The sequence below is a fragment of the Roseateles sp. genome (assembly GCF_039929605.1).
Lineage (GTDB): Bacteria > Pseudomonadota > Gammaproteobacteria > Burkholderiales > Burkholderiaceae_C > Pelomonas.
This window is the reverse complement of the sequence record NZ_JBDSQX010000019.1, coordinates 62,271-78,289: the sequence shown is the minus strand read 5'-3', so window position 1 is coordinate 78,289 and position 16,019 is coordinate 62,271. Positions and strand designations below refer to the sequence as shown.

The window sequence follows — 16,019 nt, the reverse complement described above, 5'->3', positions numbered from 1 at the left end:
CGAGAGGGAGAGGCTCAGGCGAGGTAGTCGAACGCAACGCTGCCCATGCCCAAACTCATGTCGGTGAGGATGTGGGTGCCGGAGATCACTTCGAGCACCGGCAACATGGCCACCGGCGCGAGTGCGTGGTGGGCAAGTTCAAGCGCGGCCGGGCCGGTCCATGCGCCTTTGACGGTCACGTCTTCCAGGAAGTAGCGCACCAGCTCGCAGATGCGCGGCGAGCCATCGACGTGAGGAATGATCTTGAGCAGGAAGTTGGGCGCGAGCAGGCTCTCGCGCACCGCAACCGGGTCGAGCGTGCGGTGCTTGTAGCCCATGGTCGCGGTGGCCACGCGCACCGGGCCGTAGTCGAGCGTGCCCAGCAGCGTGTCGCGCTCGACCGTCAGCGACGGCGCAGCGAGCTTCTTCGGGAAACCCCACAGCTCGCGGCCGCCGGCAATGGGCGCCTCGTCGTTCAGGTACATCGAGTGCACGTAGCCGCCGTGCACGCCATCGAGGGTGACGGGTATGACCTGGCCGGACTCGGTGTAGTCGCCGAAGCCGGTGGAGTCGGGCATGCGGATGAACTCGTACTTGACGATGGCCTGGTCGATCTGCAGCGGCTCGGGCACGACCGCGCGCAGCGCCTCGGGGTCGGTGCGGTAGGTGACGATCAGGAATTCGCGGTTGACAAAGCGATAGGGCCCGGGCGGGAACGCCGGGTTGGTCAGCGGCATCGCGAAGGCGTTGCGTTTCACGTCGGCAATGTTCATGGCGCGGGCTTTGTGTAGGCGGACGGGCTGTCCGAGGTCAGGTCGAACACATGGACGCCGGTGTCCTCATGCGTGTGCGGCGGGTGCTCCAGCCAGCGCACGTCGTGCAAGGTGTGTGCCATGTCCGCCTTGCCCGAATCCCAGTGCTCTTGCATCGACTGGCGCGAGAACTCGTAGTCCTTGGACTGGCCTTCGTAGTGCTTGCTGCGGTAGATGAGGTGCACCACGTCGACGGCCGCTTCGCAGCGCAGGCCGGCGAGCTTGAGCGCGTCGGGGTCGCGGCGCAGTTCGGCGGGCAGCTTCGCGATCAACCGCCGCGCCGCCTGGGCGATGACCTGGCGGTCGAGCTGCACGGTGGTGTTCATGCGCGTGCGGCTGGAGAAGCGGATGTCCTTCTCGCGTTCCGTCACCTCCGACATGTTGGTCGGCAAGGCGCCGCGGGCGGAGAACAAGTCGACCTGGAACACGACGCGGTTCTTCTTGCCCGGCTGGTCGAGCACGTACTGCAGCGGCGTGTTGGAGACGATGCCGCCGTCCCAATAGTGCTCACCGTCGATCTCCACCGGCGCGAAGCCCGGCGGCAGCGCGCCGCTGGCCATGATGTGGCGCACGTCCAGGCGCTGGTGTGCGGTGTCGAAGTATTCGAAATTGCCGGTGCGCACGTTCACGGCGCCGACCGACAGGCGCGTGGCTCCTGAGTTCAGCAAGTCGAAATCGACCAGCCGCTCCAGCGTGCGGCGCAGCGGTGTGGTGTCATAGAAGCTGATAGCCCCAGGCGTGCCGTTCGGTTGGAACGGCGTCGGCGGGACTCGCGGTGAAAAGAAGCCCGGCACGCCGAAGAGCATGGCCTGGTTGGCCACGGCGTCGTTCAGGAATTCGCGGCCGACGATCGACGGCCCGTAGGCTGGCGCGCCAGGCATCGAACTCACCAGCTCCCAAAACTCGCGCAAACGCGCCACTCGGTGCTCGAAGGGGTTGCCGGCGATCAGCGCCGCGTTGATGGCGCCGATGGAAATGCCGGCCACCCAATCAAACAAACCGTACATGGAGCGCATGGCCTCGTACACGCCCGCCTGGTAGGCGCCGAGTGCGCCGCCGCCCTGCAGGACGAGGATGCATTCTTCGGTGCGGCGCACCGTGGGTGGTACGGGGTTTGATTTCATGGTGTCGGCTCAGAGGTGGCAGAAGCGTGCCAAGGGATTATGGGCAGACGCAATGCCTGAGTTCCCCCGCGCCACCCAACGCCACCGTCAATAGAACCCCGCCCGCCGCGCATAGCGTTGCGCACGTTCGCGGTCGTATGCCTCAGCGTCAAACGCCTCGCCCTGCAAGGCACGAAATACCTGGCCGCCCGTCGGCATCGTGGCGGGGTCGACAAAGCGCGCCGGATCCCACAGCTGCGAGCGCAGCAAGGCCTTGGAGCATTGCGTGTAGGCCTCGTCGATGTCGATGATCAGGCCCAGCAACGGCGGTTTGCCTTCGACGGCGCTGGGCGCGAGCAAGGCGGCATCTACCGTGATGGTGGCGCGGCCATTGACGCATGAAGTGCTGGACCAGCAGCTGGCGGCGGCCCTGGAACAGCTCGCTCAGGCGGCGCGGGCCGTCGACGGTGTCGAAGATGTAGTCGGTGTCCATGCGCACCCAGGGCAGGGCGCGGCGCTCGGCGGCGAGGCGGTCCTGCCGGGCGGTGAGGTCCTTCTCGTGGGCGAGCAGGTGCTTGCGGTCGGCGATCCAGCGGTCGCGGGTCACGACGGGGTGAGTGGTGGTGGTGGTCATCGGTGCTCCTTGGGTTGAGAGACAGGCATGCGGCGGCTCCACCCGGGTACCGGGCGGTCGTCGCATTAGGGAAAACTCAGACTGCGCGCTTCGGGCGGCGCACGGCGCGGACCTTGCCGCTGCCGCCGCCACCGGCGTAGAACAACTCAGCGCCGTCGGATTCGAGGCCGCTGACGTTGGTGCCGGCCGGCATCTCCAGGCTCTGCAGCACGGCGCCGCTGGCCGGGTCGATGCGGCGGATCTCGCTGTCGTCGCCTTTTTAGGTGCCGTGCCAGAGCTCGCCGTCCACCCAGGTCACGCCGGTGACGAAGCGGTTGGATTCGATGGTGCGGCGGATGGCGCCGGTCTCGGGGTCGATCTGATGAATCTTGCGTTCGCGGTGCTGGCCCACCCACAGGCTGCCCTCGGCCCAGGCCAGGCCCGAGTCGCCGCCCTGGCCGGGCGACGGGATGGAGGCGACGACCTTGCCACTGGCCGGGTCGATCTTGTCGATGCGGGCCTCGGCGATCTGGTACAGGTAGCGGCCATCGAAGGCGGTGCCGGCGTCGGCGGCGCGCGGGATGCGCTGCCGGGGCTCGCCGCTGACCGGGTCGAAGGCGACGAGGGCCGCGCCGGTGGCCATCCAGACGCGTTCGCCGTCGTGCGTCACGCCGGCGATCTTGTCGACGCCGTCGAAGGGGCCGTACTCGCGGACGATCTCGGCAGGCTGGGTCTTGGGGTTCATTGCGGGGCTCCGTTAAAGCGCGCCGGGTTCAGCGCATGACCGCAAATCTACGCAAGCGGCAGCGCAGCGGGGAGTAACAAGATCGTCGTGAAACCAGTCAGAGGCGGCGCCAGCCAGCGGCGCGCCCGCGTCTGGCCGATGGCACGCACACGGCCCGACGCGTCCAGCTCGGCGAGTTCGCGCTGCACGGTGCGCTGGCTGGCACCCAAAGCCAGCGCCAGCGCCGAGGTGGACCACGCCGCGCCGTCGGCCAGCAGCGCCAGCAGCTCGCCTTGATCGCCGTCCATGGGCGGCGCCAGCACGGCGACTTCGCGCCCGCTCCCCGGCCGCAGCGCAAAGCCGCGCGGCGTGGCCTCGATGTCGGCCAGGCCTTTCAGCAGCGCACGCAGCCGGCCGATTTCCACGCGCAGCCGGGCGCGGTGCGTCTCATCAAGGTCCTGCGGATGACGCAGGCGGAAGGCGCGGGCGATCAGTTCGTCGCGGCCCGCGTCGCCCGGCCAGGCCTCGGCCAGTGCGCGCAGCAGCGTGAACAGGATGGGCCGCGTGGCCAACGGCAGCCGGGTGTCGCCCGCACGCAGCGCGTGGCGGCAGGCGTCGACGACGAGGGCGCCCGAGTCCAGCAGCGCCGCCACCTCGTGCAGGCGCAGCGCCTGCGGCTCGCCGTTGCCGACGCGGCGTGCGGCCGGCTGGTCCAGCACGGCACGGGCCTGCGCGGCCTCGGCCTGCAGCGCCGGGATGCCGGCGACGCGGGCCGCCGCTTCGGCGGTGTCAAGCGCGGCCTGCGCATCGGCCATGCGCAGCGAGCGCAGCGCCAGCTCGGCCTGGGCGAGCGCGGCCACGGCTGTCGGCAGCGCGGGCAGGCCTTGCGTGTCGATGCCGTTGAGCAACGCGGCGGCTTCGTCCAGCCGGCCCAGCAGCAGCCAGCGCCGCGCCGCAATCAAGCGCGCCTGCAGCGCATTGGCCCGGTCGCCGCGCGCCTCCAGCGTGGCGCGGGCGGCGTCCAGTGCGCTTGGCGACTCGGCAAAGTCACGCATGGCCAACGCCACTTCGGCCTCGGCCACCACGCAACGCGCCCGCGCCATCGCCTCCTGCGCACCAAAGCCGCGTGCTGCCCGCAGCAGCAGCTCGCGCGCCCGTGCCAGCTCGCCCAGCTGCGCCATCGCAATGCCGCGCAAGGCCAACGCGGGCGGGTCGTCACGCAGCGCCACGCGCTTGAGCGCCTGCAGTGCATCGCCGGCGGCAAGCGCCCGGGCAGCGGCGGAGATCAGCGAGTCCATCCCCAAGGCTAACTTGCTGCCGCAACAAGCCTCGGCCACCATGCCCCCACATGCCTGCTGTTCGGCGTGCAGGGAGAAGACGATGTTTCCGATTTTCTGGTTCTGGGCGCCGCAGGTGCGCTTGCCCTTCAGCGGCGACGTGGCGCAGGACATCGAGCCCAGCCTCGACCTGTTTTTTGCGGGCATCAAACCCCGCTCCGGCAACGCGCGCATCGAGGCCCAGGCCTTCGACGTGGCCAGCTACGGCGACCAGCTCGGCGTCATCACCAAGCTGCTGCTTGAGCTGGCCGAACGCCAGCCGGCCGAGGTGCAGGCGGCGTCCAAGCCGCTCGATGAACTGCGCAAGATCCACGCGCGCATCGAGGCGATCAAGGAAGACGAATACGAGCGCGAGCTGCGTACGCTGGAAGCCCGCGCGGACGTGCTGCGCCGCCGCCGGTCAGTGGCTATTCGATGACGATCAGCGTCACACCCTGACGCGGCAGCATGAAGTTCAGCGCCGCGCTGCCATTGGCCACGGCCAATGCGGGCAGCCTGGCCGGCGCCATCACCGCAGCCGCCTCCAGCTGCGCGTACTGCTTCGCGTCCGGCGCCTGAGGCGAGCCCATCGCCTGCCAGGCGGTGAAGGCGTTCGCATGGGTCTTGTCGACGCGCAGCTGCGTCACCGTGCGCGTCGCCTGCGGCCCGAGCCCCGACAGTTGCAGGCTGACCGCCGCGTCCGGGCCGTCGGCGTCGTCGTCGTGGTAATGCCAGGCCATCACCGCGACCTTGCCGTCGGGCGTGCGAGTGGCCAGCACGCCGACGTCGGGGCGGCCGCGCACGCCGTTGGCCAGCAGCTCGTCCAGCGGCATTTCGGCGTCGCTCGTGGCCTGCACCTGCGTCGGCCCTAACGCCGCGTACATGCGGAACACCTGCAGCACCGGCAGGTCGACGCCGTTGGTGGCGAGCTGGCGGTAGCCGGCAAACCAGGGCTGGTCTTCGAACGTGAAGGCCCAGGTCAGTGCGCCCTCCAGGTTCACCTGGTGGCGCTCGGCGAGCTGCCAGATGCGCTTGTAGCTGGCCGCCGTGTAGCTGGAGTACATGGTGCCGTTGCGGTAGGCGTTCTGAGGGCCGGGGCAGGCGGCGCAGCCTTCGGGGTCGTTCTCGCCGATGACGATGGGTTTGCCCTTCAGCTCGGGCACCGCGGCGATCTTCTTGAAGCCGTTGGCGACACCGTTCAGTTGGGTCGCCATGCCCATCTGCACACGGCCGTCGACAAAGCGCGGGCTGCCCTTGGCGTGGAAGGCGAGGAAGTCGGTCGGCGTGCCGATCTGCCCCGTCGCGTGATTGGTGCCGCTGACGATGTGCTTCAGGAAGGCGTCCATGAAGGCGCCGCCCGACCCCGCCACGTCCGGCCCGCCCACGCGGGCTTCTGGCAGGGCGCGGCGCACGGCAGCGATGGCGTGGTCGTGCAGCTTGTTGAACTCGTCTTGCGTGCCGGTCCAGTAGGCCGGGCCGTTGGGCTCGTTCCAGACTTCGAAGTACCAGCGCAGCACTTCCTCGCGGCCATAGCGCTCCACGCAGTGCTTGGTCCACTGATAGACCAGCTCGCCCCACTTGGCATAGTCCTTCGGCGGGGCGTTCCAGCCACCGGCGATCAGGTCGTAGGCAAAGCCCGGCCGCCAGCTGTGCTGGTAGGGCGTGCCGCCCGGGGCGCTGGACAAGGCCTGCGGCATGAAGCCAATTTGCAGGTAGGGCCGCACGCCGCGTTCGAGGTAGCTGTCGAGGATGCGGTCGGTGACGGTCCAGTCGTAGATGGGCCGGCCGTCCTTGTCTTCGGTGTAGGCATTCGAGCTGCCCCACTTGAAGGCCGCCGTGCCGTCGCCGGTGTTCAGCAGGTTGTGGGTGCGGAAGTAGACGGCGCCCGGCTTCAGATCGCCCAGCCGCTTCATCAGCTTGCGGCCGTCCTTCATCGTCGCGTAGTTGGGCTCGTCGGCGCCGAAGAAGCGCCAAATGGGCTTGAGCTCGCCCACGGTGCGGCCGGCATCCACATCGATGTGCACCGGGAATGGCTCCATCGTTTGGGCCTGAGCGGCAGCGGTCATCAGGCCGGCCATGACGAGGGCGAGTGTGCGGGGCAGTGGCTTGAGCGTCATGGCGTTGAGGGTAAGCAAGGGGCGGCCGAGTTTAGGAACGGCATTCACGTCGCGGCGGGCGCGCAGCCATTCACTGAAGCGAATGAGCGCAGCTCCAGGAAGGCCGCTGCCGCCGCCGACAGGCCGACGATCTTGTTCGTCGCCTGGCGGTAGAACTTGAAGTTCAACTCCGTCTCGGGGCGGTCGCTCTCCCAGTTTTTCCAGTCGGCAAACGGCTTGAGTTCCGCGCGGCCGAGGCGGTGTTTCGCGAGCGTCGTGCGCTTCACGGTGATGCTGACGCGCGGCGTCTGCCGCTCCGGGCCGGGCTTGCGCGGCGTGGCTTCAGCCGATGTGACGACACCACGTGCCACCAGCCCCGCGCCGCCCTCGTTCTCGCTGGCGAACAGGTAGACCACGTCGCCCACGGCAATGCGCTTGCCGCCGTACATCGTCTTCTGCGCGGGGAAGTCGAAGTGTGTGGCCTGCGGGTCGAGGATTTCGGCCTTGATGGCAAACGTCATGGCCGCCATCTTCGCTGCGTTGAAAATCCACACCGATGACTGCCGCGCCCGAACTCGACCCCATGCCCCAGCCGCCGCACCAGCCCGACCTGGATGCCTGCTGCGGCAACGGCTGCGACCCCTGCATCTTCGACCTGCACGACCTGGCGATGGACGAGTACCGCCGCGCGCTGCGGGCGTGGCGGGAGCGGCACCCCGAAGCCCGCTGAGAAAGGCCAGCACCATGTGCCGCAACATCCGCACCCTCTTCAACTTCGAGCCACCTGCGACAGAGCTGGAGATCCGCGACGCGGCGCTGCAGCTCGTGCGCAAACTCAGCGGCTTCAACGTGCCGTCGCAAGCCAACGCGGCGGCGTTCGACCATGCGGTGGCGGCCATCGCCGACGAGGCGCGCGCGCTGATCGCGTCGCTGGTGACGGCGGCCGAACCCAAGAACCGCGAGGTCGAGGCCGCCAGGGCCAAGGCGAGATCGGCGGAGCGCTTCGGCCGTCAGGACAGCTGAGGCGCATTGGCCTGGTCGTGATTGAAGCGCCAGCCGCCCAGGCGACCCGGCGTGGCCAGCGCCGAGGCTTCGAACTCGCGCAGCTCAGCCGCCCGCTGTTCGGCACCCGCCAGCGTTTCCAGGGAGTTCCGCACTGCTGGGTTCAGGCTTTTGCCCATGGCGGACGCTGCGGGTCCAGCCTGGTCAGCCACCGGTTCGTCAACCGACAACGTGATAGTCATGGTTCCCCTTTGGCTGTGCGCATTCATTTTTTGTGTGAATGCGATGGCGATAGTGCCCGTGCCGTCGCGCACAATCGCCGCGCCTTCGCTCAACCCACACCGTCATGCGCCTGAAGATTGCCCTGTCCCCGGTCGCACTGCTGCTGCTCGTCACGGCCTGGTTCGTCTTTGCCTGGCGTTGGAGCTATTCCGATGGCGAGCGCGCCGGCTGGGTGCAGAAGTTCTCGCGCAAGGGCTGGGTCTGCAAGACCTGGGAGGGCGAACAGGCGTTGGTGTCGCTGCCCGGCACGGCCAGCGTGGAGAAGTTCTTCTTCACCGTGCACGACGAGGCCACGGCCCAGGCCATCAACAAGCTCATGGGCCGGCGCGTGAACCTGCACTACGAAGAGAAGGTCGGCCTGCCCGGCTCCTGCTTCGGCGAGACGCGCTACTTCGTCACCGGCGTCACGCTGGTCGACGAGATCTCGTTGTCGCCCGGCGTCGTGGTGCCCGTGCCCACCCCCCCGGCTTCCGCTGCCAGTCAGTAAGCGCCATGGCCATCGAGCTGGAACGGCCCGAACGCGAGCAGGCTGTCGCGTCGCTGCAGCGCTACCTGGAGGCCGAGTTGGACGAGCATGTCGGCAACCTCGCGGCCGGCGCGTTGCTCGGCTTCTTCCTCGAAGAGATCGCGCCACTGGTCTACAACCAGGCCGTGGCCGAGGTGCAGGAGCGGCTCGGCCAGCGGGTCGCCGAGGTGGACGTGGAAGTGCATGAGGGCGCCTTCCAGTACTGGAGCCGGCGCGCAGCCAAGCCGCAGCGGCGGTGAACTGATGCGGCTCCGGGCGCTGGTGCGCGCCCAGACTGAACAGCCACGAAAGATCCCCATGAGTACTGCCGGTATGACGCGTCGCAATTTTGTCCAAGGTGTCGGTGCTGTCGGCCTCACCACGGCAGGCCATGCGGTGGCGGCCCCGCCCGATCAGCCGCTCTACAAGCGAGCTGCCGCAGCGGTGGAGCTGCGCGTGAACGACCTGCTCTCCCGCATGACGCTGCAGGAGAAGGTGGCCCAGATGATGTGCATCTGGATCGGCAAGAACCGTGTGCAGAACGAACACGGCGACTTCGACGCGGCGCGGGCCGCGCAGGCCCTGCCGCACGGTTTGGGCATGCTTGCCCGCCCGAGTGACCGCAAGGGCGTGGGCAATACGAATGCCGGCGCAGATGCCGCCCAGGCCAACCGCACAGCGGCCGAGACGGCGGCCTACGTCAATGCCGCGCAGGCCTGGGCCGTGCAAGGTACGCGTCTGGGCATTCCGCTGTTCATGCACGAGGAAAGCCTGCATGGCTACGCGGCGCGCGGCGCGACCTGCTTCCCGCAGGCGATCGGCCTGGCCTCCTCCTTCGACCCGGCGCTGCTCGAAAGGGTCTATTCGGTCTGCGCCCGGGAGATGCGGGCGCGAGGGGCCAACCTCGCCTTGGCGCCGGTGGTCGATGTCTGCCGCGATCCGCGCTGGGGCCGCGTGGAGGAGACCTTCGGCGAAGACCCCTACCTGATGGGCGTGCTGGGCAAGGCGGCCGTCACCGGCTTCTCCGGCACCGAGCGCAAGCTCGCACCGGGCAAGGTGCTGGCGACGCTCAAGCACATGACGGGGCACGGCCAGCCCGAGCGCGGCATCAATACCGCGCCGGCGCAGATCTCGGAGCGGGTGTTGCGCGAAGTCTTCTTCCCGCCGTTCGAGAAGATCATCCGCGAGACGCCGATCGCCGCCGTCATGCCCTCGTACAACGAGATTGACGGCGTCCCTTCACATGCCAACCCGTGGCTGCTGAAGACCATCCTGCGCGATGAATGGGGCTTCAAGGGCGTCACGGTCTCGGACTACTTCGCGATCAGGGAGTTGGTGGCGCGCCACCGGCTGGTGCCTGACATGACGGAGGCGGCCTACCGCGCCTTCACGGCTGGCGTCGACATCGAAACCCCGGACGCCGGCGGCTTCCCCGAGCTCGTCAATCTGGTGAAGGCCGGTCGCATCAAAGAGGCCGAGATCGACGTGGTCGTGCGGCGCATCCTGGAGCTCAAGTTCCTCGCCGGACTGTTCGAAGACCCCTACGTCGATGCCAGCAAGGCGGACGGCCTGACCGCCACACCCGACGCGGTAGCGCTGGCGCGCGAAGCGGCGGTGCGATCGGTCGTGCTGCTGAAGAACGACGGGGTGCTGCCGCTGGATGCCGGACGAGTCGGCAAGCTTCTGCTCCTCGGAACGCACGCCAAAGACACGCCCATCGGCGGCTACTCCGACATTCCCCGCCACGTGGTGTCGATCCACGACGCGCTGGCCGGCGAAGCGAAGTCCCAGGGCTTCGCCTTCGAATACCGCGAAGCGGTTCGATTGACCGAGAAGCGCGAGTGGGAGACGGACGAGGTGCGCTTCATCGACCCGGCGGTCAATGCCCGCCTCATTGCCGAGGCGGTCGAGGCGGCCAAGACGGCAGACACGATCGTGATGGTGTTGGGCGACAACGAGCAGACCACCCGCGAGGCGTGGTCGGACACCCACCTGGGCGACCGGGACTCGCTGGAGCTCATCGGCCAGCAGAACGACCTGGCCGCCGCCATCTTTGCGTTGAACAAGCCGACGGTCGTCTTCCTGCTCAACGGCAAACCGCTGGCTATCAACCTGCTGCACGCCAAGGCCAACGCCATCATCGAGGGCTGGTATCTCGGGCAGGAGACCGGCCACGCGGCCGCTGACATCCTGTTCGGGCGCGCCAATCCTGGTGGCAAGCTGCCGATCAGCATCGCTCGCCATGTGGGGCAGCTGCCCGTGTACTACAACGCCAAGCCGACGGCCAACCGCGGCTACCTCGGCAGCGACAACACGCCGCTCTATCCCTTCGGCTTCGGCCTCAGCTACACCGCGTTCGCGCTGTCAGAGCCGCGCCTGTCGAAGGCGACCATCGGGCCGGCCGACAGCGTGACGGTCTCTGTGGACGTCACCAACACCGGCAAGCGCGCGGGCGACGAGGTCGTCCAGCTCTACATCCGCGATGACATTTCATCGGTGACTCGCCCCGTCAAGGAACTCAAGGGCTTCGCCCGCGTGACGCTGGCGCCTGGCGAGAAGCGGACCGTGACCTTCACGATCACGCCAGCAGAACTCCAGTTCTACGGCCTGGACATGAAGCGCATCGTCGAGCCGGGAACCTTCACCATGATGGTCGGCCCCAACAGCGTTGATCTCAAGCACGTCACGCTGACGGTGGCGGCCTGATGGCGAATTCATGAGTTAGCAGGCCCAGCAGCCGCTGGATACGACGACGATGGGCTGAGCGACTAGGCCAATTCGATGCGGCGGCCGATGGCGTCGATCGCGCGGCGGATCAAGGCTTCTTCAGCCTGTCCGCTCGATGACGCAAGGTCGTCGACGATGACCGCGTCTACGCCGCATGCTGCGAGCTGAGCGAACCAGGCGCGGTACCAATCAAAAGCGCCCGGGTGTTCGGGCTTGATGCCGCACATGTCGGTGGTCCAGGAGCAGGCCGAGGCTGGGTTGGCGATCTCATCGCAACGCCATGGGCTGCCAGCGATCGGCAGACCTCGCCCGACCGCTTGGCGGGGGATACCGCGCATCAAGTGCACACCGAAACGCAAGCCGAGACGGTGGACCTGAGATGCGAGCGGAGCGAAGCCGAGCCCTTCCATTGCGCTGGGGAACCGGTCTGCTGCGGGCTGCGGTCGGCCATGGGCATCCAGTTCCAACGCTGCAAACAGTCGGCAGCCCGAAGCTGACGCCTGCGATACATACCACTGGGGCCCGACCATGGCGATGTCGTAGCCAAACGGCAAGAGGCGCTCAGCCATAAGCTTCGCATTCGCCAAGCATCCTGCTTCGGTCGTTGCGGGGCCAAGGCAGTGCCAGCCGCTCCGGCCCATTGGCGGCATGGGGGCTTCCGCCGCAGAGAAAATCGTTTTCAAGCTGGATGAGGACATAGAACGCCTACGGGTAAGCCTTTGATTTGACGCCGAATCATTTGAGAAAAATGATTGCGGCTGTGCCGCGCCAGCATCGTAGATTGTTCGACGCTCGGACTAATTAGGGAAAACCAAGAACCGATCCGCCGTCCGCCGCCGGGTGGTCGGAGGTGGATCTGCAAATTGCTGGCAAGGTCCCTGCCGTCGAGACGTCGGAGCGAACGTTGTCACGAGCGGCCTGAGAAGGTGTCCCGTGGCGCTCTGCCTGGATCGTTACCCAGCTCCTCGCGACGTTGTTCTGCCCGTCGAAACCGTTTCCGGGCGGACCCTGTCGGGGCTCGGAGGTGCGCCGCCGAGCGTCCCGTGAGCGGTCGGTGCGGCGGTTGCTAGGTGTTTCCCTAGATTGTTCGTTTGTCGAACAATCTAAGATTGCCCTCAGCGGTAAGACCGCATTCATTTTGAACCGTTGATTCGGCGCCGAATCAATTAGCGAGCATCCGACCGTCATGTCCATCACGCGATCAACTTGCGGGTCCTGCACTTCAGCAAGCACGCTCACGTTGCCGACGCGCCAAGCCGCGCAACACCCGTCGGCGCTCAATGCCGCCGGGAAGTTGCGACCGCTGCACTTGGTCGCACAGGCTCTGGCCCCCGACTACCAGGGCCGTGCCCTGGCTCTGCATTTCCCTGCCATGCGATGAACGTCGCCGCCATTCCCATGAATCCCCCGGTGCGCACCCGCAAACAACCGAATTGAAGGTTCTCACTTAGCCATGCGCCTCGCCAGACTGCTCCAACACACGGTTCTTTACTGCGCGGCCGCCACGTGCGCCGCCGCACCGGCGCCAGGCGCCAATCCCGTGCTGCGCGACCGCTTCACCGCCGACCCCGCACCGCTGGTCGTGGGCGACACGGTTTACCTTTACGTAGGCCATGACGAGGCCAAGGGCAACGACTTCTTCCTCATGAAGGAGTGGTTGGCCTATTCGTCCAAGGACCTGCGCCACTGGACCGCCCACGGCGCCTTCATGAAGCCCACCGATTTCAAGTGGGCGGTGAGCGATGCCTGGGCCGCGCAGGTGGTGCAGCGCAACGGCCGCTTCTACTTCTACGCCACCGTGCAGCACGACAACACCAACCAAGGCAAGGCCATTGGCGTGGCGGTGGCCGACAACCCGCTGGGCCCGTTCAAGGATGCGCGCGGCTCGGCGTTGATTACCGATGCGTCAACGCCCAGCCCTTACGGTTGGAGCGACATCGATCCGACCGTCTTCATCGACGACGACGGCACCGCCTGGCTCGCCTGGGGCAACCCGGTGCTCTACCTGGCGAAGCTCAAATCGAACATGACCGAGCTGGACGGCCCCATCGAGAAGATTGCACTGCCCAACTACACCGAGGGACCGTGGCTGTCCAAGCGCAAGGGCACGTACTACATGACCTACGCGTCCATGGCGCACCAGGGTCTCTTTGAGCACCTGTCCTATGCCACAGCGCCCAGCCCGCGCGGCCCGTGGACCTACCAGGGCCTGCTGACCGGCTCGGTACCCAACAGCTTCACCATCCACGCGGGCGTCATCGACGACTTCAAGGGCCAGTCCTATCTCGTTTATCACAATGCCGCGCTGAGCCTGGACGGCGAGACCGGCGCCACCTCCCGCCGCTCCGTGGCGATGGAGTACCTCCACTACGACGCCGACGGCCGCATGTGGCCCGTCACGCAGACCGAGGCGGGCATCAGCAAGCCGCCCCAGCCGCCCAAGGGCAAGGTACCGGCGCCGGCGGACCCAGGCCGCTCCGACCCGCGCGTGGCCGTCCAGCAGTTCGCCCAGGGCTATCCCGAGACCTGGCCGGGCAGCCCGGCGCTGGCCTCGGTCACCCGGCCTTTCGATCAGACACCTGAGCCCATCGGCTTCAACCGCGACGGCGGCGCCAGCCGCCTGGTGCAAACCTTCGTACCGCGCGCCGACATCCCGCTGGGCCGGCTCAGCCTGTACGCCGGTGACGGCCACGGTACAGACGCCACGCACACGTTGCGCCTGTCGCTGCGAGACGTGGAGGCGGGCACCGAATTGCTCGGCGCCGGCGAGGGCCTGGCCATCGCCTACCGGCCGCAAGGCGCCGGGCTGCTGAGCTTCGACTTCAACGCCCATCCGTCCGTCGTGCTGCAGGCCGGTCGCCGCTACGCCTTGGCGCTGCAGGGCCAGAAAGACGCGCTGACGATCAACCTGCGCGCCAGCCGCAGCGACGTCTATGCCGACGGCGAGGCGACCCTCGATGACCGGCCGCTGAAGGACAAGGAAAGCGGCCGCCCTGCGGACTTCGCGTTTGCGCTCTACGCGCGCTAAGCATGACTTCCGCAGACAAGCAACTTGGAACCCAAACCCGGACAGCCGGACCCGCCCGCCCCATGAGCCGCTCGATGTTTTCCCTCCTGATCGCCCTCGTCCTCACCGCCGTCATGTCAGAGCCCGTTTCTGCGGCACCGGCCCGCCAGGAGGCGCAGGTGGGCCTTGCCCACAACCCTCTGATCTGGGCCGACGTCCCGGACATCGCCATCATCCGAGTAGGAAAAACCTACTACATGAGCAGCACGACGATGCACATGAGCCCGGGCCTGCCGATCATGAAGTCGACGGACCTCGTCAACTGGCGCATGGCCTCCTACGCCTATGACACCCTTGCCGACAACGACGCTCTGCGCCTGGAAAACGGCAAGAACGCCTACGCTGCCGGCTCCTGGGCCCCCAGCCTGCGTTACCACGACGGCGTGTTCTATGCCTCGACCTTCTCCTACACGAGCGGACGCACCCATATCTTCAGCACGCGCGATCCCGAGCGCGGCCCGTGGAAAGAGACGAGTTTCGAGCCCGTGCTGCATGACCACAGCCTGTTCTTCGACGACGACGGTCGCGTCTACATGGTTTACGGCGGCGGTCGCATCACGCTCGTCGAACTGAAATCCGATCTCTCCGGCATCAAGCCGGGCGGTGTGAACAAGGTCCTCATCGAAAACGTCAACACCATCTTCGGCTCCGACCTGGGCGGGCTCAATGGCGAGGGCTCGCATCTTTCCAAGATCAACGGCCGCTACTACCTCTTCAACATCGCCTCGCCCGGGAGCCGCTGGGCGCCCAGCGTCATCGTCCACCGCGCCGACACCATCGACGGGCCCTACGAGGGTCGCATCGCGCTCGATGACCGCGGTATCGCCCAGGGCGGCCTCATCGACACCCCGGACGGCAAATGGTTTGCCTATCTCTTCAAGGGCAACGGTGCCGTCGGTCGCATTCCCTACCTCGTCCCCGTGACCTGGAAGGACGGCTGGCCGGTGCTCGGCGACAACGGCAAAGTGCCCATGACGCTCGACATTCCCGCAGGCGTGCAGGGCGTCTCCGGCGCCTCGGGCATCGTCGCCTCTGACGAATTCGACCGCCAGCCCGGCGACCCTGCACTGCCCCTCGCCTGGCAATGGAATCACAACCCGCGGCCCAATGACTGGTCGCTCACCAAGCGTCCGGGCTACCTGAGCCTCATGACCAGCCGAATCGTTTCCACGCTGCCCGAGGCGACGAATACCCTCACCCAGCGCACCTTTGGCCCTGCCAGTTCCGCCACGACAAGCATCGATGTGAGCGGCATGAAAAACGGCGATGTGGCCGGCCTCACGGTCTTCCAGAAACAGTACGGTTTTGTCGGCGTCAGGATGACCGACGGCGTCAGGTCGCTCGTCATGGTGAGCGCCGACTCCGATAAGCCAGAGGAAATCGCGTCCATTCCCCTGTCTGGCAAAACCGTTCACCTCAAGGTCGAAAGCGAGTTTGATCCCGCACCCGAGGTCGCCCGCTTCTCCTACAGCCTCGACGGCAAATCCTGGACACCCATCGGACGCCCCTCGCGCTTGACCTATTCCTACCCAACGCACTTCATGGGTTATCGCTACGGCCTCTTCTTCTATTCGACCAAGACCGCCGGCGGCCGTGTGGACTTTGACTACTACCGCATCGGGCCAACCGGAAGCTCCCGCTGATCTTCACCGTGCGCCTCACCCACAACATATTCCAGCAGCCGCAGGCCGTCGTGCCGGCACTGTTCTCCGCGAAGCCCGGCCCGCAAGGCCTGGTGCTGAAGCTGCCACCCCAATCCATCGAGTTGTCGGGATGTAAGCCCATGTACTGAG

Annotated in this window: 17 protein-coding genes and 2 pseudogenes; 9 read left to right on the top strand and 10 right to left on the bottom strand. The window is 67.1% G+C overall.

Annotation, left to right across the window (positions count from 1 at the left end; all coding sequences use genetic code 11):
• Window positions 1-14: 14 nt before the first annotated feature.
• From ABIS05_RS03270 to ABIS05_RS03245, 6 genes and pseudogenes are all read right to left on the bottom strand, one after another.
• Entirely contained in the window at window positions 15-752 is a 738-nt protein-coding gene (locus tag ABIS05_RS03270; RefSeq protein ID WP_348011247.1) for an acetoacetate decarboxylase, read from the bottom strand.
• Complete coding sequence (locus ABIS05_RS03265; RefSeq protein ID WP_348011246.1) at window positions 749-1,915, bottom strand: patatin-like phospholipase family protein; 1,167 nt, start codon at window positions 1,913-1,915, stop codon at window positions 749-751. Before ABIS05_RS03265 ends, ABIS05_RS03270 begins: the two co-directional genes overlap by 4 nt.
• Window positions 1,916-2,002: 87 nt before the next feature.
• Window positions 2,003-2,218 carry a hypothetical protein gene (locus ABIS05_RS03260; RefSeq protein ID WP_348011273.1) on the bottom strand — a complete coding sequence of 72 codons (216 nt, stop codon included), beginning with the start codon at window positions 2,216-2,218 and terminating at the stop codon, window positions 2,003-2,005.
• A 118-nt stretch (window positions 2,219-2,336) separates the two neighbouring features.
• Window positions 2,337-2,528: pseudogene (locus tag ABIS05_RS03255) on the bottom strand (DUF899 family protein); the annotation flags it as partial.
• A gap of 76 nt (window positions 2,529-2,604) precedes the next feature.
• Window positions 2,605-3,252: pseudogene (locus ABIS05_RS03250) on the bottom strand (hypothetical protein).
• A gap of 47 nt (window positions 3,253-3,299) precedes the next feature.
• The gene (locus ABIS05_RS03245) at window positions 3,300-4,529 is read right to left on the bottom strand and encodes a helix-turn-helix domain-containing protein (protein ID WP_348011245.1); all 1,230 of its coding nucleotides are present in this window, start codon (window positions 4,527-4,529) and stop codon (window positions 3,300-3,302) included.
• 82 nt (window positions 4,530-4,611) lie between these two features.
• Between ABIS05_RS03245 and ABIS05_RS03240 the strand changes: the two genes are divergently transcribed.
• A complete protein-coding gene (locus ABIS05_RS03240; protein ID WP_348011244.1) occupies window positions 4,612-4,986 on the top strand; it encodes a hypothetical protein in 375 nt (124 codons plus the stop codon).
• Here the strand turns inward: ABIS05_RS03240 and ABIS05_RS03235 are convergent.
• The gene (locus ABIS05_RS03235; protein WP_348063212.1) at window positions 4,976-6,682 is read right to left on the bottom strand and encodes a GH39 family glycosyl hydrolase; all 1,707 of its coding nucleotides are present in this window, start codon (window positions 6,680-6,682) and stop codon (window positions 4,976-4,978) included. The genes ABIS05_RS03240 and ABIS05_RS03235 overlap by 11 nt on opposite strands.
• Before the next feature lie 26 nt (window positions 6,683-6,708).
• Window positions 6,709-7,164 carry a hypothetical protein gene (locus tag ABIS05_RS03230; protein ID WP_348011242.1) on the bottom strand — a complete coding sequence of 152 codons (456 nt, stop codon included), beginning with the start codon at window positions 7,162-7,164 and terminating at the stop codon, window positions 6,709-6,711.
• Window positions 7,165-7,199: 35 nt separating this feature from the next.
• Between ABIS05_RS03230 and ABIS05_RS03225 the strand changes: the two genes are divergently transcribed.
• Together ABIS05_RS03225 and ABIS05_RS03220 are read left to right on the top strand one after the other, a co-directional pair.
• Entirely contained in the window at window positions 7,200-7,373 is a 174-nt protein-coding gene (locus ABIS05_RS03225; protein WP_348011241.1) for an oxidoreductase-like domain-containing protein, read from the top strand.
• Between the two features lie 14 nt (window positions 7,374-7,387).
• Window positions 7,388-7,666, top strand: a complete 279-nt coding sequence (locus tag ABIS05_RS03220; RefSeq protein WP_348011240.1) for a DUF2277 domain-containing protein — start codon at window positions 7,388-7,390, stop codon at window positions 7,664-7,666.
• Here the strand turns inward: ABIS05_RS03220 and ABIS05_RS03215 are convergent.
• On the bottom strand, window positions 7,654-7,980 hold the full coding sequence (locus ABIS05_RS03215; RefSeq protein ID WP_348011239.1) for a hypothetical protein: 327 nt from the start codon (window positions 7,978-7,980) through the stop codon (window positions 7,654-7,656). The two genes, ABIS05_RS03220 and ABIS05_RS03215, sit on opposite strands and share 13 nt — an antisense overlap.
• A gap of 11 nt (window positions 7,981-7,991) precedes the next feature.
• Between ABIS05_RS03215 and ABIS05_RS03210 the strand changes: the two genes are divergently transcribed.
• From ABIS05_RS03210 to ABIS05_RS03200, 3 genes are read left to right on the top strand one after another with little or no spacing between them, the layout of a single operon-like run.
• Window positions 7,992-8,414, top strand: a complete 423-nt coding sequence (locus ABIS05_RS03210; RefSeq protein WP_348011238.1) for a hypothetical protein — start codon at window positions 7,992-7,994, stop codon at window positions 8,412-8,414.
• A 5-nt stretch (window positions 8,415-8,419) separates the two neighbouring features.
• Complete coding sequence (locus ABIS05_RS03205; protein WP_348011237.1) at window positions 8,420-8,692, top strand: DUF2164 domain-containing protein; 273 nt, start codon at window positions 8,420-8,422, stop codon at window positions 8,690-8,692.
• Between the two features lie 58 nt (window positions 8,693-8,750).
• The gene (locus ABIS05_RS03200; RefSeq protein ID WP_348011236.1) at window positions 8,751-11,138 is read left to right on the top strand and encodes a glycoside hydrolase family 3 N-terminal domain-containing protein; all 2,388 of its coding nucleotides are present in this window, start codon (window positions 8,751-8,753) and stop codon (window positions 11,136-11,138) included.
• 62 nt (window positions 11,139-11,200) lie between these two features.
• On the opposite strand, the gene ABIS05_RS03195 is transcribed toward ABIS05_RS03200, so the two are convergent.
• Window positions 11,201-11,728, bottom strand: coding sequence for a hypothetical protein (locus ABIS05_RS03195; RefSeq protein ID WP_348011235.1), 528 nt, complete (start codon window positions 11,726-11,728; stop codon window positions 11,201-11,203).
• An 884-nt stretch (window positions 11,729-12,612) separates the two neighbouring features.
• On the opposite strand from ABIS05_RS03195, the gene ABIS05_RS03190 reads away from it, so the two are divergent.
• The 3 genes from ABIS05_RS03190 to ABIS05_RS03180 all read left to right on the top strand — a co-directional run bounded on the left by ABIS05_RS03190 (window position 12,613) and on the right by ABIS05_RS03180 (window position 16,018).
• Window positions 12,613-14,187, top strand: coding sequence for a glycoside hydrolase family 43 protein (locus ABIS05_RS03190; RefSeq protein ID WP_348011234.1), 1,575 nt, complete (start codon window positions 12,613-12,615; stop codon window positions 14,185-14,187).
• Window positions 14,188-14,261: 74 nt separating this feature from the next.
• Entirely contained in the window at window positions 14,262-15,869 is a 1,608-nt protein-coding gene (locus ABIS05_RS03185; protein ID WP_348011233.1) for a glycoside hydrolase 43 family protein, read from the top strand.
• Window positions 15,870-15,877: 8 nt separating this feature from the next.
• Window positions 15,878-16,018 carry a hypothetical protein gene (locus tag ABIS05_RS03180; RefSeq protein ID WP_348011232.1) on the top strand — a complete coding sequence of 47 codons (141 nt, stop codon included), beginning with the start codon at window positions 15,878-15,880 and terminating at the stop codon, window positions 16,016-16,018.
• The last annotated feature ends 1 nt before the right edge of the window (window position 16,019 follow it).